Raw genomic sequence first — 19,244 nt, 5'->3', positions numbered from 1 at the left:
TAATTTCCGACCTTATTTTTTTATTGATTCATGGTAATCCTTGGGGAATGATTTTCCACTCCAAGCCCTTTTAGATGTCCACTCCTCAGCAGGAGCAGTCCAGAAAGGAGCATCGGCAGGTAATCCTAAAGGTAAGAATACCAATGAGGTAAGATATAAACTGCCGTTGTTTGTATAGTAGTCAGCCAATTCGGGTTGATGCCCTACGAAGCCTAATTGAAGAAAGTCGTCTTTTCCGAAGTTGCCTTCAATCGAAAACATATTTTTCATTACAGTTGTCAATGCACTTCGTACCTGTCCGTTGGTAAGGTTTTTAGGTAATCCGTATTTCCATACAGCCAGAGCCAGCGGTTGAAACGATCCCATACGATAGGTCATGGAACGACCTACAGCAGGAAATGTTCCCTCCGGAGATATCAATCTTTCTATCAATTGATTGTAACGTTGCATACGTCTGATTGCCAGATCGGAGCTGATAGCAGTGTACATTTTCTTACTTTCCATAATTTCGGTTATTTCAACCAACATCGGGTGCATCACATATCCGTTGTAATAATCGAGTGAATATTCTACACCATCCGAATACCATCCGTCACCCAGATACCATTCTTCCATTTTTCGTACAGTTAATGACAGCGCAAGTCCATCCGGCTTTTCGTCGATACTGGCCAAAAATGCTTCAATTATACCTCTGAAGAGTATCCAGTTGTTGTAAGGAGGTTGTATAGTTCGAAGGCTTTTAAATTCTTTGATATATCTGTCTTTGGTAGTCTGATCCAAAGGTTCCCATAACGTTTTAGGCGCACGTATAAAGCTGGTCGCTATATAAGCAGCATCGACGAGAGTCTGGCTCGGGCCTTTCCATCCTAAATAGTCAGGACTGTTGGGATCGACCGAATGAGCATAGCTTTTGAGCGCCCACTCGCGTAATTGTTTTCTTTGTTTACCTTCGGCGGTATTATCATCAGGCAGATTCAGCCAGGGAGCTATTCCCGCCATTAAACGTCCGAATGCCTCCATATAAGTCACACTGATGTCTCTTTTGTCCCATTGGGGGCTTAGTTCAACAACCATGTTCTTTTTGAGTTCGCCTTTGCTCATATTGCTTAATACAGGGGCTGAGATTTTATAGCAGAGGTTTGCCCAATAGGCTCGATCCGATTCGGGAGATGTGTCTTTTTTCTGAGCGTAGGTCGTAAAGCTCAGCAAAAAGCATAGTATTAAAATGCAGTTTTTCATCGTACAAGTATTTGTTTGAGGTTTAATAAAATATAAAAGCGATTACATATTAAGGCTGTATCTTTTGCAAGATAAGAAATAGGGGTGATAGTGCATGGATGTTTAATCTATTTTTAAAGCTTTTTTACTTTTCAAATCTTTAACAGTAGTTGTCAAGTATAATTAAATGGAGATTTGACCTTAATTTTGTATTGAAAACCCAATAATTCTGATTCGATTTTGTTTCTTTGTTTCCTTATTCCGAAAACTGATTTTTATGTTTATACGATTATTTGTATTGTTTTTTATCCTGTTGAGCGGGAGTCTTAGTCTTACCGCACAAGGCATAACCGATTGTACTACTTGCAGTACAACCCTTTTGAAACCTCAGGATATAGATACTTTGAGTGTGGACGAACTTCGGTTACTAACCAATGAAATTTATGCTCGTAAGGGATATAAGTTTTCAAATGAACGCTATCAAGATTACTTTCAGGGCTTTGAGTGGTACAAGCCTTTAGCTGACAATAGTCAGGTGAAATTATCGACTGCCGAAGAGAAAAATGTAAAGCTATTACAAGATCGTCGCAAGGCTCGTGAGGAGGAAAGGCAGGTTATTCTTTCTTACTTCAAAGGACTTAAACTGTTGGCTGTAAACGGAAATAATGCAGAGTTAAAGATAATCTTCGCAAGTTCACCTTACGCAGAAGAAGCATCCATAGACTATTTAAAAGCGGTACTTGTACGTATGGATTTTGATGATGTCAATTGGTATAAAAACAATGCTCTTCACAGAGTAGAAGTAGACAATGGTTATGTGAAGATGCGTTATTCTTTTTCTATATCCAGCGGAGGTATTGCTTTAGAATACAACTATATGGCACACTCTGATCTTATGGAAGACTTTGGTACGATGTTCTCCGGTTATATGTCTGAAGAAGAGTATGCCGTTTGGTGGGTTTTCTCTTATGAAAATGGTAAAGTTGTTTTTAAGGAGATCGGAATGGCCGGTTGACAAGGTCTTATACCTTTCTGTTGCTTTGGTAAGCATAACAGTAATAAATAGTTCAGCGAACTTAATAGTATTTATAATGGATATTTTAAATGGTTTCTTATCGTTTTTTGTACCTCTCTTTTTAGTATTGGTCTACTATTGGTACGTTACTATACCTCTTATTGCTATAGCTATATTTGGCTACATAAAGACAAAGAATGAAGGCTTGAAACGTGCTATTCGTATTTTTTTCGCATTCCTTATACTTTCGGTAGTCGGTATTCTGGCAATGTTAATTAACAATGGATGAAAAATACATGTAATTAAAGTGCATTTGAACTTGTAAAGCAGAAGCAAGGTCTGAAACATTTATTGCTGATAATTTTTCCGCGATTCTTGTATAACTTCCATATTATTGAGTGCCCAGTTTACCAATCCTCTCAGCGGGTCTAATAAACTATATCCCAGATCGGTCAATTGATATTCTACACGGGGAGGTACTTCGGGGAAAACTTGTCGGCTCACCAATCCGCCAGCTTCCAGTGAACGGAGCGTGACCGTCAGCATCCGTTGCGAAATATCAGGGATCGATTTGTGAATCTCTCCAAACCTCATCTTCGGATTCTGGCTGAGGGTATATATGACCAATAGAGACCACTTGTCGCTAATGCTCGCAATTATATTGCGAATAGGGCAAATTCCTTCTATTATATCATTTACTATTTTTTCTTCACTCATAAGTACCTCTTTATCTGCAATAGTTATCTCCATGTAAGTATCTTATTATCATGTGCCTTCTTGTTTATACAGATCTTCATGTCTATATTTACATGCACAAAAGTAATAAAGTTCTTAAAAGTAACTATCGTCAAATTTTAAAAATATAATGTTATGGGAAAAAAAGTAGCTGTAATAGCATTTAGTCCGGTAAACGGAATGGGTTTATTTCAATATTTGGAAGCATTCTTCGAAAACGAAATTCAATACAAAACATTTGCTATTGACAGTACCAAAGAAATCAAAACCAATTCGGGTATAAGTATTACTCTGGATGATGTAATCGCCAATCTCAAAGGGCACGAGTCGGAATATAATGCACTTGTTTTCTCTTGTGGAGATGCAATGATGACGTTTGGTGACAATGCCGACAAACCATATTATAAAGATATGTTTGAGGTTTTGAAGAAATTCAACGATCAGGGAAAGCTTATCGCGGGACATTGTGCTGCTGCCGTAATCTTCGAAAAAGCGGGAATCACAGCTGGTAAAAAAGTAGCTGTACATCCTTATGGAAAACCGGCTATTCAGAGCGGTGTTGCCACAGATGATAAAGCAACGGTAGATCAAAATCTATATACTGCTCAATGCGAAGGTTCTATCTGGGAGCTTATGCCTCAGCTTTTGGCTGCATTGAAGTAATATTATAAGCCTCATTAAGAAAGGCTTTGGTTCAGGATCTCTGAATCAGAGCCTTTTTTGTTTGATTTGATTATAGATGTTTTCTATTCATGCTATATTCTGTTCTAATAATTAATTATATTTTTGTAGCTGAATAATTTGATTGGTTATGACTAAGAAAGAATATAGAGAGACGTTTGACGAAGAGGAGGCAGTAGGCTGGCTGGCAATAGATAAAAAGGTGGAGGAGGTTTATGGTACTCAGAATCCCCGGCATTATGCATCTGTGCTGCGTTATGTACTCGGTGGATATGATCCTTTGGATGGAACAAGTATCTACGACTCGGAGAACCAAGAATTTCACCGCCATTTTGTGAGCTATGGAATGTCGGAGTTATACTATAACGAAGATGCAGCAGAAGGCGAATTCAGCAGATGGGGCTTTGAGTTTACTTTCCGTTTGAAACCTTTTGAGGAAGACGAAGAAGATCCCGTATGGATTATTGAGGTCATGAATAACCTGGCCCGATATGTATTCGAAAGTGGAAATTGGTTCGACGAGAATCACTTTGTACCTGCTAATGGTCCTATTCGAACCAATACTAAGGCGGAAATAGATATAGTAGGTGTGGCATTTGCTTTAGACCCTGAATTGGGCACAATAAGTACACCTAACGGTAATGTTTCATTTTTGCAGATGGTAGGTATAACCTCTGCCGAGCTTGAGCGTTTGAAAGCCAATCCTGCGAAAACCGAGGTGAAAGCTTTATTGGATGAGCTTAGAAAAGATAATCCTCTATTGATTACTGATCTTAATCGTAAGTAACGGTTTGTATCTTTTAAAGATACACATTCATGTAACTAAGAAGAAACAATTATAATATAGAGAAGGCGGCAATTGATGTTATAATCATTGTCGTCTTTCTTATTTTTTGATATTTACAGTTTCTTAGAAAGCGAAAATTTAAAAGGCTATCATTTTTTTTGAAAAACTTTAAAATATATTTTTGACTTGTTCGTCTTCAATTGTAGAGACATGTCTATCATTAAAATTATTCGGAATAACTAATAGAAAAATAGAAAACAATGAAAAATAAGAAATTTAAAAAACTGTGGGGAATTCCCTTATTCATCGCTATATTTGCTTTGCTTGTCTGGGCTACCATGTTGTTGTGGAATGCTTTACTTCCCGCCATATTTGGTCTTGTAACGATAACCTATTGGCAAGCTTTGGGCTTACTTGTATTGGGACGTCTTCTGTTTGGTGGTTTTGGTCGTGGAGGTGGAGGAATGCACCATTTCGGACGTCATCGCCATCATCACGGATGTGGCAAACGAGGAGGCGATGGTCGTTTTGGACGAGGGGATTCTGATTTTATGTTAGACGGCAACGAACGTTTCGACAGACGTGGCGGAGATCCTTTTCACAGGATGAGAGACAAAATGAAATCGATGACAAAAGACGAACGTCGTGAGTTTTTTCATGACAGATTACACAATCAGCATATCCTGTGGGAAGAAATGCTGGATGATTTTGATAATTTCGATAAAAAAGTAGATCGGGATGACCAACAATGAGCCATCAAAGAATAAAATATCAGATGTTTTTAAAAAGTATCAGGCTCAGTTAAAAGGGTACATCAATAAACGTGTAACTTCTAAAGAGGATGGCGAAGATATTTTACAGAATGTATTTTATCAGCTCCTCAAAACAGATTCACTAATTAACCCGATAGAGGAAATGACAGCATGGTTGTATGCTGTTGCCCGTAACCAGATTATTGACTGGAAGAGAAAACGCAAGGAGGAAGAGATGCCTTACATGGCGGCTAGTGATAGTGATGAGGTATTTATGAACGAGATTTCGAGTTTTCTGTTTGATGAAGAGTCATCAAGTCCCGAGGATGTTTACTTACGTTCGTTAGTTTGGACTGAGATGGAGGCTGCTCTCGAAGAATTACCTTTAGAACAGAAAGAAGTATTTGAATGGACTGAACTGCAAGGATTACCTTTTAAGGAAATATCGGAAACGACAGGAATTGCTGTCAATACATTGATTTCGCGAAAACGGTATGCAGTGCTTCACTTACGCTTACGGCTCAAATCTCTATACGATGATCTTTTAGATAAATAAAGATCGCAATTTTCTCGAAAAGTATATCAGTAATAAATCGTTTCCACTGTTTATATAGTATATAATTATATTGTTTATTAGAACCGCCTTACTTATCAAAAGTAGGGCGGTTTATTTCTTTGCCATATCTATCGGAAGAGGTGAAAAATGTTAGAAAAATATTATACTGCATTTAATTCTTTTGAGATATATTTATAACCAGATATTTTATTTGAATCTTAAACCGAACTATTATGAAAAAGATTTTATTTCTTATGCTGTTTACAGCATCGTGTTTTTTGAACCTCAATGGTCAGTCAAAGTTTAATTCGGGCAAAGTTGAATTTAGTTTTCAGTTAAACAATGCGGACTCTCACAATCGTGTAAATTCTTTTGATTACTATATGGTAAAAGGAGAAAACGAATCCGGAGGAGAATTTGTTTTCGACTTTAGTAATGTTTCTATCTCTTTATATCAACCTCAGATTACTGACATATCAATTGAGCCGGGCATTTACACTATTTTTATAAATGCTGACAGAGGTACCGGATATTATTCCTACACATTTGAAGTTATCAACGGTGGTTCACTTGGTGTGGATTATGACGGAGGAAATACTTGGACTTTATTTGATTATTGGGAGTGGTAATAAATACATAACAATAACAAATAAAAAGCCGATAAGAAACCACTCTTATCGGCTTTTTATTTGTAGTAATTAATGAAGTCTAATATCTTATATATTCCTTACAAAGTTTCCATATCCGTCGAGTACACTGTCGTCTTCCAGACGATATTGGGTATAGGCGGGATCAATATCTAATACATATCCCCAATTGCCGATAATAAGTGGTAATACTTTATAGACATTGTTGCTTTTATCGATAAGCATGGCTTTGCCGTCTTTCTCTACATAAGCGTATTCGCCCTGAAAGGGTAGGGCTTTATCGTACTGAATGGGGATTGTTAGTTTACCATCTGCATGAATATAGCCATATTTATATTCTTCCGTTTCGGGGTCTTTTTGCTCAACAATTGTCATACCAAACCAGAACTCATTGTCAAATTCATACTCATCCGATTGTGGAATTACTATTTCTGCTTGCTTATTGATATAGAACTTACTCCCGTTTTCATCCTCAATTAATACGAGGTCGGAGTGAGGGGTAAATTGATTTTGTGCACTCCATTTATCCTTTGTTATTTGTTTGATATCAGTATCAAATATGGTTGTTAATAGCCTCTCATTATCGTAGATGGAGGCGTATATATAGCCATCTTCTCCAACATTTATCGGATAGTATATCTCAGGTAGTAATATTTGCCCCAATTCGTTGTATAAACCGGTTTTAATAGTTTCGCCCTTACTCGCTTTCACAATGAAAAGATTTTTCAGAGGAGAGTAAATAGAATATTTTTCGAGGGGTATTATTATCTTTTCGTCCCTATCCATGAGCCCTGTTTTATCCGGAGATTCACCTTCATAAACCAGATAATACTGCCCCGATATGGTATCTGCTATTTGGTATTTATAAGGTGCAAGTGTTTGGTTTTCAATATCCAGTTTGTAAGTTTTATATTCCGGGTCATTTTCATCTTTCTCTCCTTGATAAAACAGATTTCTGAAATGTTTCAACCAAAGGAACTGAGGTTCGATAATCCAATTACACGTATTATCTACAATACCATACTTGTAGGTTTCAGGGTCACTGGCAAGATGAAAACCTTTTTCGGAAGTAGTAGGCAAATCCCTGTTGACAATCGTTTCAGATATATTTATACTGTCTTGTTGTGTTGTATAATATATATCAACACCTTTGATTTTTTTCTTGAATTGTACCCATGCTGTATAGCGTTGACTCTCTTCGGGAGCTTCAATAGACGATAGTCTCTCAAGCATGTCTTCTTTTAGATCTTCAAATGATGAGTATTTATTGTTATCTATATTATCAATTATTAACTGACTTTCTTTAGCAATCTCTTGAAAATAGATACTTGTGGATGGAGAATAATTAGAAGATGTGCTTTTGGAAGTATGGTCTAGTACCTTACCATTATTGTCGATACCTTGTATTGTTACCAGATTATTATAAACATTTTCGGATAATGTAAGACTGGCTTCCCGTCCTTCGATAGAGGTTGCTTGTATAGTGCTGTCTTCAACAGAAGTATGTTCTACCGATAAGGATATCTTTTGTATAGCCGTAGGATAATGTAGCACCATTTTAACTTGTATGCTGTCTATAAATCGGGCATGGTCAAATTCCTGATATTGTTTTAGTAATAATTCTTTCTCTGGACTTTCAATTGTTCCATCCGCATAATATATTTTATGAGCTGTAAGATTAATCAGAGCATTTGGGTTGGATAAGGGGATACCAAAAATAAGTGCAAGATCGGAAGCATCGTAACCACTTCTAAACTCAGACGAAGGAGGTGTCAGGTTTTGAGTGAAAGATATTTTCTGAAAATAACCCGACAGTTCGGCTTTTATACTATCGCTGTTTAGATGGGAAGGGATGGAAATGGCCGCCTTGTAATCTTCATCCTCGTTACTATCTTCCTCTTCTTCCTCTTCCGACATGAGTTTTATACTTTGCAGGCTATGCATGCTTTCTATAAACTTAATGGCTTCTATTTGTTCGTTCAGTTTATCGTGGGCGTCCTCAATACTTTCAATATTGTTGATGTATTTTTTTATGTCGTCTTTAAAGTTCTGTGCTTTAGCTCCGGAATATAAGACCAGTAGTGTGAAAATTGTAACTGAAATTCTTTTTAGCATAGTGTGATGTGTTTCTTTAACGCTTGCAAAAGTAATAAAAATAAAAGAGTAGAAATCGAATTTCTACTCTTTTGCTTGTTAGTTTATTATGTCGATTATATCCGTTTGTTGAGACATCGCTCCGGGATTTATTCCCTTTTCGCCTTCGGGTATGGGTATGCCCAGCTTTTTGAAATGTGTGACCCAATTGGGCGAATATTCTCCCGTCTCTTTCGATTTGAAAGTCATAACATTCAATGGAAATACGGGAACGTTGTTGTTCGCCTTGAGAAAAATATCGTAAATAAGTTCCGAGCAGTAATATTGATCGTTACTAAGGTCGAAAGCATCGTCATAATCCTTGCCCACCAGTTTTTTAGCCTCTTCAATAGCTTGTGGTATTAAAGTTCTGAACTGAGGTTTCAAACGTCCGACAATCGATTTTGGAGCACATTTGGCCTCTTCGGGATATATATATTTCTGCAAAGGCGTTATACGAACTTTAGGATGCGTGGCTTCAATAACATAAACCGAATCGGTTGCTGCATCAATCCAGACAATGCCGACATGTGTAAAATTATAGCCTGCTATGCCCGATGTTACCTCTTTTATAGCATCTCCCATTTCTCCGTTACAAGATTCCTGAAATATAAGATCTCCGTCTTGGAGACTATTTCCCACATTATCATTCGGGAAGAAAGGAGAAAGAAAGATAAATACCGATAATATAATATTAAACATCTGGTCTTATTATTTTATACTTATTTGTTATTTAGAGGATTGTCTTCCTAATCTAATGGTCTGATGTTATAAGAAATACTTGAGAGTTTCGTTACTCAACGGATTCCTCATCAATACCATTAATTGTTCAAAGTTATCACAAACTTTTGTAACTTCCTCAAATTCGGGTTCAAGTCCATAAACGATTTCGCCATGTCGATCGTTCTCCAAGCAAATAGCCAAATATTGGTATTCGCCTTTCACCGATAAAACAATCGGGAGATGGTTGTCCCAAAACTTCCGCACATTCTCCGATTCGTTCTCATCATCGTTATAAATTTCTAGACTTTGTAATTCAAAATCATTCCATGTAAATGCATTTTCAGATTCACCGTTAAAATCTTCGATTGAGTTGAACCATGTTGTATCGTCGTCAGTGATTATTTGCTCAAACTGTTTCAGGAATATCAAATAGTCCTCCGGAATATTCTTATACCGTTTGAGTATTTCAGCAGGTAAATCTCTCGGATTTTCTCTATGGATGAAATTAAATCCGCCAGTTTCAAGATTTTCTATATACTTCATTTACTATTTATTTTCTTCGGTTTTACTTCCACAAGTCGGTGATAGGTTTACCTATACATCCGCTTGGCATTTGTATGTGCAGCAATGCTGCAACGGTTGGCGCTATATCTGTCATGTAAACTTCGGTGTTGGTCGAGCCTTGTTTAATTCCCCATCCCATCCAAACCAATGGAATATGCGCATCATAAGGATTCCATGTGCCATGTGTAGCACCTTTTAAATCGTTATCGCTGTACCATCCCGGTTTTAGGATAATTTGTATTTCGCCGCAAAGATCTCTGTTGTATCCGTTTACTATTTTTTCTTTGATGACAGCAGGTATGGTAGCTTCCGATACTTTTGCAGTTTCTACAACATAAGCCACACCCTCAACCTTTTGTAGATATTCGATAGATGCTTCTCGCAAATCGTCCATATCGATAGATGAATTGATTTGCTTGTAATTATAGTTTACCTGATAATTATACAAATTATAGACCAGATTATCTACACCGAATTTTCCTGCCAAAAATTTATTCAATCCATCGTTGATTGTCTTTACATCCCAATTTCCTGCGGGAATTTTATTATCCTTAAGAAATTGTCCGTTGTGTGCACCGCCGTGGTCGGCAGTAAGAAATACGGTGTAATTACCTTTCCCTACCTTCTGATCCAAGTATGCAAAGAAGTCACCTAAGTCTTTATCCAGACGCAGGTAGTTATCTTCTACCTTTACCGAGTTGGGGCCAAACTGATGTCCGATATAATCGGGTGACGATAGGCTGACAGCCAGAAAGTCGGTAACTTGATTGTTGCCCATTTGTTCGTTTTCGATCACTAATTTGGCAACATCCAAAGTCAATGTATTACCATAAGGAGTGGTTCGGATAAGTCCTAAGCCATTCTTTTTTACCAGATCGGATGTTTTAATAGGGAACTTTACTTTATCAATACCTTTGAATGTTTCTTCATAAATATTGTCATCGCTCGTACTTTGTACATAAGTATCGATAGGGTAGAGTGTATTCCAATTTTGATCGAGATATTTTCTGGCTACTTCTTTGCTGTTGAATTCTTTCAGCCATTTGGGTAGATCCTCCATGTACCATGTACTTGTAATCCAGTTACCCGATTCTCCATCGAACCAATAAGCGGCATTTGCAGCATGTCCCGCAGGAAGTATGCTTCCTCTGTCTTTTATAGAAACGCCTACTACTTTTGAACGGAAATTGGTTGCAAGCTTCAATTCGTCTGTTATGGTGCTGGCTTTCAGATTAAAGGGTGACATCTTTCCGGCAGTTGCATTCTTGTCTTTAGTGCCTACACTGTTTACATTATCGTCTTGTGTACAATAGAGCGATTGACCCGTAGCCTGTACTATAAAATCGTTGCCCGCTATGCCGTGTATAGCAGGAACCGAGCCTGTGTAAATAGTACTGTGCCCGATTGCCGTATAGGATGGTACATAATTCAGCATGGTATTTTCGCACGTGAAACCTTCGTTCAACATACGCTTAAAACCATTGTTGCTGTATCTGTCATAGTATCGGTAGAGGTAATCCCAACGCATTTGATCTACTACAATGCCAACTACTAATTTGGGACGGTTTACTTGAGTCTGATTTCCCGATTGGGCAAAAATAGAGAAGGTTGCCAACAAGAGAGGAAATGTAAGAAATTTTTTCACATTCATTGTTTTATTCTTTTTTCGTATAATGATAAGGTCTTAGACCTTTTTATTGCTTTGGTGTAGGGGTGAACCTATGTGTTCACCCAAATAGGACAGACACATAGGTCTGCCCCTACAAATAAAAGTATATCATTAAATACTTTCATTTACTTAGATGCAAGGCTTCGGGCTTTAAGAGCTTTTATTTTAAAAGTAAAAACAAGAAACTGTGCGTCGTTTAATCTCATGTAAAGTTATGAAAAAAGAGACGAAAGGAGGGGCGGCTATCTTGAAAAATAACATTTTGAAAAGTTAAGACTTTCATTTGAAAATGAAGATGAGGTTACTGAAAAGTTAAAAAGCAGGACTTCTCCTATTTTACGATAACCTTAGTCGTATAGATTTCTTTAGAAGATTTTATTCTGATAATGAAAATCCCTTTCGAGCGTATCGGTACTGCGACAAAGCTCTCTTTTGCTACTTTGTTATAGATGTTTTGTCCCGAAGCATTGAATACCCATATTTGCGAACCCTGAGCGACAGAAGAGATGAGTATTGCTTCATTGGAAGCAGATATACTATAATTTGGCTTATTTTCATTTTTAGGATTAGAGCTTATAAAATCGAAATGAGGAGACCCATGATAATTTCCACAAACAGAAGTGCCTGTTATGCTGCAGAAAAATAACAAAATTATAATGAGTTGTTTCATAGCTCAAGTGTGATAAATCCTAAATCTTAACAAATGTAAATAAATAATTCGAATCTCCAAATAAACAGCCTCTTTTTTTGAAACTGTAGATTGATTTTCAGTAAATTATAATGCGGATAAAGTTGTTGTAAAGACAAATTTATCCGCATTCTTTTATAAAGATTTGATATTTTAAGTAATTCTAACTATTTAATGCGATGATTCATCAGCATAACTATCTCTGGTTGTTATGCCCAGCCAAAGCAATAAAAAGGTCTGCGACCTTAAAACTTGTATTTTAATTCAAATTCAAAGCCTTTTTTATCAAGATCAGTTACATACTTTGCTCCTAAACCTACATCGTGATAAAATATTCCTCCACCAATACCTATATAATTTAAAGTGCTGTACGACATACTGCCATAAGGCATCCACACTCGTTCTTTCCTGATGGATATTTCTTTTTGTACAGGAGTGAAATTGTATTTGAGTGATTGCAATTGATTATACTGTATGGAGGCATCTATCGCCAAGGTTCCGTATTGATTATCAAAAAGCTCTTTTTTGTAGCTTCGTTTTAATATCCAATCGTTTAATATCGCGTTGGTATCTACTTTTGCTGTAATTGTGTTAAATACCGTATCCTGCTGTTTATATAAATAGATCGGCTTTGAAGGAATTTCTACTTTATAGGGTGTTGGTATTTCGACGACCTTTTCTATCGTTTCCCCTTTTATGTACTTAATGGATTCTTCTGATTGTGAAGCCTGCCTCCCTATTATAAATCCGGAGATGAACCCGATAAGAGTGTATATTATGTATAGTGTTTGCTTTTTCATGCGGATAGAATTTGTTTTGCCCGTTGCCATATTTTATATCTGTCTGTGTATCCGTTGTATCCTCCGTTAATAATACGTGTGATTCGCTTGAAACTGGCTTCGCAATCATCGTCTGCCAATTCGTTGAGTTTGCGGTTATGCCACCACCAGCAAGCCGATTTTACTGCATACTCGGGTTCTTTGAGAAGGTCGGGTTCTGCTACGAAGTCGACACCCAAGGGCAGTCCTCGCATTTCGTTTGTCAGCTTTTGGTAGTTGGATCTTCCTGTGATTTGGATTAAACCTCTTCCTTTAAACCTAATACCGTCACCTTTTTCTGTATTTCCCAGATCGAGCCTGCCTTCATAAGCTGCACCCGAAGCTATTTCTTCATTATAGAAAAGCTGCCCCGATTCGTGCCCTATCTGTGCTAAAAATGCAGCTATCCTCTGTTGTGTGTTGATCTCGTAGAGTTGCATGAATTCATTGAGGTATGATAAATATTTCAGCCTGTTTTTTTCGGACGAAAAGGGGTACATTTGTTTGAGTTGATTATTTGTCAGTGCCATGCTGTTCGGTTTGAAGGTTTTCTGAATTCTTAAGTATTTCGGATACTCCTTTGAGCAGATTGTCTTTATTCTCGATGAGCGTGATAAGGTCTTTCAGATTCTCGTTTATTTTTCGCCTATCCTTATCCTGAGCTTTTTCCAATACCGATTTTGCTTCTATAAATACCAGAAAGAAGCTGGCTAACATCGTAAAATAGGGAAGAGGTAAAATCATAGAGGATAGGATATCGAACATAAAGGCAAAGCATAGCAAGCCATAGTATTGCACCATTTTACTCACCGTACGCCGAAAGCCGTATGATGTATGCAGTTCTCCCATCTGTGAGGCTTTGCGCAATCCCGATATCAAGTCGATAATAATGGCTATAAGCACTATAACCCACATAATAAGCTCTAATTCTATCTTCTGATAGAGTGCTTCGTAATCCTTATTCAGGAATGCATTTATAAACAGTAGTTTCATATTTTCATTATTTGATGAGTTAACTTAAAGAAGCAGATTAATCTGAGGCTTTAACACCCTGTTTATTTCAACATGCCCGGCGTCATTAGGGTGAGTATTATCAGCCATCAATTTCGGGAAAGTAATAAATGTGATCTTACACGTCTTGTATATCTCAAGACACGGAATAGCAAAATGATTCGATATAATTCTTTGCACTTCCCTGTACTTCTCGAGCTTAGCATCATTCGTTGCATCAGCAAATTTGATTGACAAGATTACAACTATCACCGCATCGGGACACTTGGTTATTAATGTTTCCAGATTCCATCTGAAGGCATCGGCAAAATTCGACTTGCTTAAATCTGCAAAGGGTTTAGCCAGTGTCAACGCAGCATCACCCAACGTAATATTATTACCCGCATCATTTGTACCGATCATCAGTGTTATTAAACCCTTGAACCCGGCAGGCACTAACGCCACTTTGCTGTCGAGCGAATTACCCCCTGTTCCCGAGGCTGACAAGCCGTTTTGACCCAGATTGGTAAATGTACCGCGAAGTGAAAGAGATAATAACCTCGGGTAAGGGATAGCAGCCCCTTGACCGTTAGTTATACTATCTCCCAAAGCGATATAATTAACCTGCCTGTCACCACCAGCCATCGACTTAAGTATAGTTACGCCTACGCATAAGTCCGATGTGTCGGACTTTCCTGTAGGACCTATCAAACCTCCACCAATCGGATTAGCCCCTGCTGTGCTATAATAGAATGATCCTTTCAATAAGATATACTGAGCACTTCCCAGTGTCCTGTCTATAGTCAATTCATTTTCGCCTGCCACTACAGGGAACACCTGAGACCATACGATAGCTGTTGCATTAACATCGCCCGAAAACACAACGGTAACATTACCTGCTGTTGAAGCCTTTAATTTTAAAGATTTAATAAGTTGACCTTGGATAGCACTTTGATTTTGATAACCCCAATACTGACTACTGATTACAGAAGTTCCAGCTTTAAAAGGAATGGCTTCGGTTTCGACTAATTCAATATCGTTGTCAATTACGCTATTCTTGTCTATAACCAGATTAGGCAGGTAATATTTTTTTTCGGTAACGGTTTTCTCGAATACCGAAAAAACAGATACAAGATTTGTTCGGGCATTGAATCGAAAATAAGCTGCATTAATCGGCGTTGTAAAGTCACCATACGCAACGCCCGAGTGTGACGAGCCTATTGCCCGGATCGGTCTTTTACCGGCGTCAAAAAACCAAATCAACGGAATTGACGACTGAGGTATATTCGTAGTATAATTACGTCCGCCCTTAATAGGCAGAAATTCGGCACTGCTAAAATAGTCATTGTTGCCAAAGTAGTCTTTTCCATCTGCTGTGAGATAGTTTGTTGAGCCTGTTGTAGTATCCGGGATTAAATCGACCTGTCCGGTAGTCAGCCCGGTAGCCACAGCCCCCTGAAGGTCACCTACGCCAATATTTACACTTAAGTGATCTTCTTTAATAATAGTTTCAGCAGGCTTTTTATAAATAAAAATGTTCGAAAAGTCATCGCTAAGAAAAGCTTTTTCTACGTTATGTCTTACAAAAGCGGCGGTTGCAGGGGTTTTAAATGCTCCCGGTAAAGCTATATTTGTCTGTGATATAAATACCTTGCTTGCATTATAAAATAGTATTGCAATATTTGATCTTGAATTGGTAAGATAATCTGTACTTGGTAATACCGGTATAAATTTAGCATTGTGTCTATAGGCTTCAGATGCATAAAGAACATCCCTGTCGAGATATCCTATTTGCCAATCCGGGTCGACAACTAGATTAATCATCTCACTTACTTCTGTTGTTTGACGGTAGCCTATGCCTTCTACTTCGAGTTCTCCGATAGCTTTCCAGTTTGCTTCTGTCGCCCATCCGCTTACAGCCGTTCCGATAAACTGTTCGGTTATCCATCCTGTAGCAAGTTTATAAACGACCACCTGCCCCAACGCTCTTAAAGTTGTTGTAACGGCATTGCGAGCAGTTGTTTTGTCTGCATAGGCATAGTTTCCCGTAGCCTGTGATAAATTGTAAATTGATTTACTACCGAGATTATTACCGTCTTCGCCTCGTGCGGGTTTACCTGTGTCGGTATTACCAACAAACCAGTTGCCATTAATTCCGATAGTGGGGGTATCACCTTTATCACCTTTGTTTCCTTTGAGTAATTCGATAGGGACTTTGACACTGTTATTATTGCTATCAACACCCAGTGTTAGTAAATTGTCTACGGATTCTGCCTTAGGCAGATCGCTGACTTTTATAAGTTTAAGACTTTTGCTCATTTAATTCTATTATGTAATTTATATTTGTAATATCGCTTTCTTCGGTAGTTATGCATGAAAGGAATTGACTAACTAGCAGTGAGGTGCTTACGGCATTGGAGTGTACTTCAAATATTGGATAAATAGAATTTTTCTCTAATTTGATTGTTACTCCATTTATTTCGCCTGTCTGCCCTGTTTGCCCGGAATAGGAGAGTTTTGCTCCGCCATCCGATCCGAATGTGAAATAGCGGTCACTTATTGTTCGAAAAATAATGAGATATTTTCCATGCATCGCATGCTGAACCCAGTTGAGTGTATCTTCGTTCAGGGTATGTACGAATGTGCTTAGTTCTTGTTTGTATACTCCATTTCCGAATGTTTCTTTTAAGTTGGTTTCGTCTACACATCCCAGATCGAAGAAAGGGGCACTTTTATATACTGCATCTACATAGCCGGAGTTATATAGGCTGTCATCCCTAAATTGATATGCTATAAAATCGTCAATATTTAGTAGCCAGATATGTGAGATACCTCCCAAGTTGTATTCTGTGAGGTTATCAATCCCTCTTGTCAGTTTATAGGCCATCTTTTTATTATATAGATAAATTCTTTTATATCCGAAATTACACATGTAAATATATTTATAAAATAATTAGGTTTGCAAAATAAACTTGTTTATGTTTGCAGCGTGAAATTAAAAAATAAAAGATGAAAACGATTTACACCAGCCTGATACTATTGCTCTATATAGGTTCTTATATGAATTTATCAGGACAAGAGAATGTGATAAGAGGATTGATCTGTGAGGAGAATAATGCTCCGTTAGCCTTTGCAAATATTTCGATAGCAGGAACAATTGATGGAACCAGTTCCGAAGAAGATGGAACATTTGTATTAGAAACATCCGCAATGGGCTTGGTTGTTTTAAAAGTTACATCTTTAGGATGTGAAGATTATACCCGGGAACTAAATATACCACAACAAGATAAGCTTATAATAATATTGAAACCCAATGCAAAAGTATTGTCCGAGGTTGTAGTTTCGGCAAGTAGCTTTCAATTAAAAGGAGGCTCGCAGGCTGATGTGAAAAATGCAGTAGAGTTGGTAACTGTTGCCGGATCGGATGGCGATTTGTATAAAGCGATGTCTGTATTACCCGGAGTGCAAGCTGCCGGATCGGACGGCAAGCTATTGGTAAGGGGAGGCGAGAGCCGCGAATCACAAACCTATATTGACGATATGCATGTGCTGAATCCGTATTCTTCGACACCCGAAAATACAGCTGCCAGAAGCCGTTATTCACCCTTTTTATTTGATGGAATCAGTTTTCAGCTGGGAGGTTATTCTTCTGAATATTCTCAGGGATTATCAAGTGTTTTACCTTTGTCGACAAAAGATGAAAGTCGATTTTCAAAGCTGGGCGTCAGTCTCTTAAATGTAGGTGCGGGTGCAGGAGGTACTAAGTCGTGGGCACGAGCTTCTGCCTCTTTTAATATGGATTATACTAATTTAGGTCCTTATGAAAATCTTTTGTATCCAACTAGTCGTGGTGGATGGATCAAGCCTTACTCTACATTGTCGGCACAAAATCAGCTGAGGTTTAATATTGGAGAGAATTCAATTCTCAAAACATATTTTGCTTATGATAAAACCCGATTTGAAAGGGTGACAAGAAATGATTTTTCGACCAGTGAACGCAATCTTAATTTCAAAGAAGATAATACATACCTGAACACAACATTTCGCACGAAATCGAAGTCAGGATTCAATTTCTTTTCGGGAGCTGCACTTTCTGTAAATGATAAAAAAATAGCCGACGGATTGGTTGTCAATGACAGAGTAGGGATGAAGGAATCGGAATTACACTTGAAAGCAAAAATGTCTAAACGCTTTAGTGATATGTATAAGCTAGGCATCGGAGCCGAGTCGATGATCAGATCATATGAGTTTTCTTATGCTGATACTGCAACTTATGGTTCGGATATCGATCATTCTATAAACGGGGTGTATGTAATGAATGATTTTATATTGACTTCTAACCTGTTTCTGAATGTATCATCCAGATTAGAATATACCTCTATCAATAAATCATGGAATGTATTACCACGAATATCGCTTACTTACAACTACAATGATTATACAGTTTTGGCCACTTATGGAAAGTATCAGCAATTGGCTGATCGAGATTATCTTCTGTATAATAATGAGTTGAACACTGAAATTTGTGAGCATCTTCTATTTGGTGTTCATCATCAGTCGAAGAATAAAGTATACCGTGCCGAATTTTATCACAAAACATATGATAACCTGGTGACAGGCAGTAATTACAATTATGGTACTTCGGGCGAAGGCTTTAGCAACGGTGTGGATCTGTTTTTCAGCGATACTCAATTTTTGAAGAACTGGCAATATACACTTGCTTATTCGTATAATAACTCGAAACGCAGCTATCTGAAATACTCGGAGAAAGTTACACCCGAATATGTGACTCAGCACAATGCTTCGATTACGTTGAAATATGATCTGTTGAAATATAAAACGATATGGGCTGTTACCAATCGTTTTGCAAGCGGACGTCCTTACCATAATCCGAATAAACCGGGAGTAATGAATTCTGAAACTTCACCTTATAACAGCCTCGATTTTTGTGTAACCTATCTGGCTCACAAAAAGGTGATTGTTTATGCTTCGGCTTCTAATGTCTTGAATCGTTCAAATGTATTCGGATACAACTATTCATCACAAAAAAATGACTCCGGGAAATTTGATAGAGTAGCAGTACAGTCGGATCGCAATCAATTCTTTGTCGTTGGTCTCTTTATAACACTTGGAGGGAAAACGGCTTATGACCCATCTACTTTCTAAGGTTTTAATATCTTCTGAGTAAATGAACGTATTTAATGATATACTTTTATCTGTAGGGGCAGACCTATGTGTCCGTCCTATGTGGGTGAACACATAGGTTCA

20 protein-coding genes are annotated in these 19,244 nt (G+C 37.8%); 8 read left to right on the top strand and 12 right to left on the bottom strand.

The genetic code is table 11. From position 1 onward, the window contains the following. Positions 1-12 precede the first annotated feature (12 nt). Positions 13-1,239: a DUF2264 domain-containing protein gene (locus CLV62_RS02575; RefSeq protein ID WP_110309209.1), complete on the bottom strand. Its 1,227-nt coding sequence runs from the start codon at positions 1,237-1,239 to the stop codon at positions 13-15. Positions 1,240-1,495: 256 nt separating this feature from the next. On the opposite strand from CLV62_RS02575, the gene CLV62_RS02570 reads away from it, so the two are divergent. After that, positions 1,496-2,233, top strand: coding sequence for a YARHG domain-containing protein (locus tag CLV62_RS02570; protein WP_110309208.1), 738 nt, complete (start codon positions 1,496-1,498; stop codon positions 2,231-2,233). A 76-nt stretch (positions 2,234-2,309) separates the two neighbouring features. Continuing rightward, positions 2,310-2,522: a hypothetical protein gene (locus CLV62_RS02565; RefSeq protein ID WP_110309207.1), complete on the top strand. Its 213-nt coding sequence runs from the start codon at positions 2,310-2,312 to the stop codon at positions 2,520-2,522. A 59-nt stretch (positions 2,523-2,581) separates the two neighbouring features. Here CLV62_RS02565 and CLV62_RS02560 read toward each other — a convergent pair whose 3' ends face one another. Further along, positions 2,582-2,950 carry a winged helix-turn-helix transcriptional regulator gene (locus CLV62_RS02560; RefSeq protein ID WP_110309265.1) on the bottom strand — a complete coding sequence of 123 codons (369 nt, stop codon included), beginning with the start codon at positions 2,948-2,950 and terminating at the stop codon, positions 2,582-2,584. Positions 2,951-3,103: 153 nt separating this feature from the next. Between CLV62_RS02560 and CLV62_RS02555 the strand changes: the two genes are divergently transcribed. The 5 genes from CLV62_RS02555 (at position 3,104) to CLV62_RS02535 (ending at position 6,373) form a co-directional block, all read left to right on the top strand. Further along, complete coding sequence (locus CLV62_RS02555; RefSeq protein ID WP_110309206.1) at positions 3,104-3,631, top strand: DJ-1/PfpI family protein; 528 nt, start codon at positions 3,104-3,106, stop codon at positions 3,629-3,631. Between the two features lie 148 nt (positions 3,632-3,779). Then, a complete protein-coding gene (locus CLV62_RS02550; RefSeq protein ID WP_110309205.1) occupies positions 3,780-4,436 on the top strand; it encodes a suppressor of fused domain protein in 657 nt (218 codons plus the stop codon). 260 nt (positions 4,437-4,696) lie between these two features. Further along, entirely contained in the window at positions 4,697-5,188 is a 492-nt protein-coding gene (locus CLV62_RS02545; RefSeq protein WP_110309204.1) for a hypothetical protein, read from the top strand. Continuing rightward, positions 5,175-5,744, top strand: a complete 570-nt coding sequence (locus CLV62_RS02540) for an RNA polymerase sigma factor (RefSeq protein ID WP_110309203.1) — start codon at positions 5,175-5,177, stop codon at positions 5,742-5,744. The genes CLV62_RS02545 and CLV62_RS02540 overlap by 14 nt, the downstream gene beginning before the upstream one ends. A gap of 233 nt (positions 5,745-5,977) precedes the next feature. Continuing rightward, positions 5,978-6,373 carry a hypothetical protein gene (locus CLV62_RS02535; RefSeq protein ID WP_110309202.1) on the top strand — a complete coding sequence of 132 codons (396 nt, stop codon included), beginning with the start codon at positions 5,978-5,980 and terminating at the stop codon, positions 6,371-6,373. A gap of 87 nt (positions 6,374-6,460) precedes the next feature. Here the strand turns inward: CLV62_RS02535 and CLV62_RS02530 are convergent, their stop codons facing one another. From CLV62_RS02530 to CLV62_RS02485, 10 genes are all read right to left on the bottom strand, one after another. Next, complete coding sequence (locus CLV62_RS02530; protein ID WP_110309201.1) at positions 6,461-8,506, bottom strand: WG repeat-containing protein; 2,046 nt, start codon at positions 8,504-8,506, stop codon at positions 6,461-6,463. Positions 8,507-8,584: 78 nt separating this feature from the next. Then, positions 8,585-9,226: a YiiX/YebB-like N1pC/P60 family cysteine hydrolase gene (locus CLV62_RS02525; RefSeq protein WP_110309200.1), complete on the bottom strand. Its 642-nt coding sequence runs from the start codon at positions 9,224-9,226 to the stop codon at positions 8,585-8,587. A gap of 66 nt (positions 9,227-9,292) precedes the next feature. Beyond that, positions 9,293-9,790 (bottom strand): SMI1/KNR4 family protein, encoded by a 498-nt coding sequence (locus tag CLV62_RS02520; RefSeq protein WP_110309199.1) that lies wholly within the window; start codon positions 9,788-9,790, stop codon positions 9,293-9,295. 22 nt (positions 9,791-9,812) lie between these two features. Beyond that, positions 9,813-11,462, bottom strand: coding sequence for an alkaline phosphatase PafA (gene pafA, locus CLV62_RS02515; protein ID WP_110309198.1), 1,650 nt, complete (start codon positions 11,460-11,462; stop codon positions 9,813-9,815). Positions 11,463-11,811: 349 nt separating this feature from the next. Then, positions 11,812-12,150, bottom strand: a complete 339-nt coding sequence (locus tag CLV62_RS02510) for a T9SS type A sorting domain-containing protein (RefSeq protein WP_110309197.1) — start codon at positions 12,148-12,150, stop codon at positions 11,812-11,814. A gap of 263 nt (positions 12,151-12,413) precedes the next feature. Beyond that, entirely contained in the window at positions 12,414-12,998 is a 585-nt protein-coding gene (locus tag CLV62_RS02505) for a hypothetical protein (RefSeq protein WP_221409208.1), read from the bottom strand. Next, positions 12,965-13,516 carry a glycoside hydrolase family 19 protein gene (locus CLV62_RS02500; RefSeq protein WP_110309195.1) on the bottom strand — a complete coding sequence of 184 codons (552 nt, stop codon included), beginning with the start codon at positions 13,514-13,516 and terminating at the stop codon, positions 12,965-12,967. The genes CLV62_RS02505 and CLV62_RS02500 overlap by 34 nt, the downstream gene beginning before the upstream one ends. Continuing rightward, entirely contained in the window at positions 13,500-13,979 is a 480-nt protein-coding gene (locus tag CLV62_RS02495; RefSeq protein ID WP_110309194.1) for a phage holin family protein, read from the bottom strand. The genes CLV62_RS02500 and CLV62_RS02495 overlap by 17 nt, the downstream gene beginning before the upstream one ends. A gap of 24 nt (positions 13,980-14,003) precedes the next feature. Further along, the gene (locus CLV62_RS02490) at positions 14,004-16,295 is read right to left on the bottom strand and encodes an SGNH/GDSL hydrolase family protein (protein WP_110309193.1); all 2,292 of its coding nucleotides are present in this window, start codon (positions 16,293-16,295) and stop codon (positions 14,004-14,006) included. Beyond that, positions 16,279-16,863: a hypothetical protein gene (locus CLV62_RS02485; RefSeq protein WP_146212681.1), complete on the bottom strand. Its 585-nt coding sequence runs from the start codon at positions 16,861-16,863 to the stop codon at positions 16,279-16,281. The genes CLV62_RS02490 and CLV62_RS02485 overlap by 17 nt, the downstream gene beginning before the upstream one ends. A 122-nt stretch (positions 16,864-16,985) precedes the next feature. On the opposite strand from CLV62_RS02485, the gene CLV62_RS02480 reads away from it, so the two are divergent. Continuing rightward, the gene (locus tag CLV62_RS02480; RefSeq protein WP_110309191.1) at positions 16,986-19,142 is read left to right on the top strand and encodes a TonB-dependent receptor; all 2,157 of its coding nucleotides are present in this window, start codon (positions 16,986-16,988) and stop codon (positions 19,140-19,142) included. The last annotated feature ends 102 nt before the right edge of the window (positions 19,143-19,244 follow it).

This window comes from Indolivaga alginatilytica (assembly GCF_003201355.1).
Taxonomy (GTDB): domain Bacteria; phylum Bacteroidota; class Bacteroidia; order Bacteroidales; family Dysgonomonadaceae; genus Dysgonomonas_A; species Dysgonomonas_A alginatilytica.
This window is presented reverse-complemented; position numbering and strand designations above follow the sequence as displayed.

Bases quoted from the DNA above. Each gene is read 5' to 3' on its own strand.
- CLV62_RS02575 (WP_110309209.1), bottom strand. From the start codon at position 1,239: ATGAAAAACTGCATTTTAATACTATGCTTTTTGCTGAGCTTTACGACC.
- CLV62_RS02480 (WP_110309191.1), top strand. From the start codon at position 16,986: ATGAAAACGATTTACACCAGCCTGATACTATTGCTCTATATAGGTTCT.
- CLV62_RS02495 (WP_110309194.1), bottom strand. From the start codon at position 13,979: ATGAAACTACTGTTTATAAATGCATTCCTGAATAAGGATTACGAAGCA.
- CLV62_RS02560 (WP_110309265.1), bottom strand. From the start codon at position 2,950: ATGAGTGAAGAAAAAATAGTAAATGATATAATAGAAGGAATTTGCCCT.
- CLV62_RS02530 (WP_110309201.1), bottom strand. From the start codon at position 8,506: ATGCTAAAAAGAATTTCAGTTACAATTTTCACACTACTGGTCTTATAT.
- CLV62_RS02545 (WP_110309204.1), top strand. From the start codon at position 4,697: ATGAAAAATAAGAAATTTAAAAAACTGTGGGGAATTCCCTTATTCATC.
- CLV62_RS02505 (WP_221409208.1), bottom strand. From the start codon at position 12,998: ATGGCAACGGGCAAAACAAATTCTATCCGCATGAAAAAGCAAACACTA.
- CLV62_RS02500 (WP_110309195.1), bottom strand. From the start codon at position 13,516: ATGGCACTGACAAATAATCAACTCAAACAAATGTACCCCTTTTCGTCC.
- CLV62_RS02525 (WP_110309200.1), bottom strand. From the start codon at position 9,226: ATGTTTAATATTATATTATCGGTATTTATCTTTCTTTCTCCTTTCTTC.
- CLV62_RS02565 (WP_110309207.1), top strand. From the start codon at position 2,310: ATGGATATTTTAAATGGTTTCTTATCGTTTTTTGTACCTCTCTTTTTA.
- CLV62_RS02535 (WP_110309202.1), top strand. From the start codon at position 5,978: ATGAAAAAGATTTTATTTCTTATGCTGTTTACAGCATCGTGTTTTTTG.
- CLV62_RS02510 (WP_110309197.1), bottom strand. From the start codon at position 12,150: ATGAAACAACTCATTATAATTTTGTTATTTTTCTGCAGCATAACAGGC.
- CLV62_RS02570 (WP_110309208.1), top strand. From the start codon at position 1,496: ATGTTTATACGATTATTTGTATTGTTTTTTATCCTGTTGAGCGGGAGT.
- CLV62_RS02555 (WP_110309206.1), top strand. From the start codon at position 3,104: ATGGGAAAAAAAGTAGCTGTAATAGCATTTAGTCCGGTAAACGGAATG.
- pafA (WP_110309198.1), bottom strand. From the start codon at position 11,462: ATGAATGTGAAAAAATTTCTTACATTTCCTCTCTTGTTGGCAACCTTC.
- CLV62_RS02485 (WP_146212681.1), bottom strand. From the start codon at position 16,863: ATGGCCTATAAACTGACAAGAGGGATTGATAACCTCACAGAATACAAC.
- CLV62_RS02490 (WP_110309193.1), bottom strand. From the start codon at position 16,295: ATGAGCAAAAGTCTTAAACTTATAAAAGTCAGCGATCTGCCTAAGGCA.
- CLV62_RS02520 (WP_110309199.1), bottom strand. From the start codon at position 9,790: ATGAAGTATATAGAAAATCTTGAAACTGGCGGATTTAATTTCATCCAT.
- CLV62_RS02540 (WP_110309203.1), top strand. From the start codon at position 5,175: ATGACCAACAATGAGCCATCAAAGAATAAAATATCAGATGTTTTTAAA.
- CLV62_RS02550 (WP_110309205.1), top strand. From the start codon at position 3,780: ATGACTAAGAAAGAATATAGAGAGACGTTTGACGAAGAGGAGGCAGTA.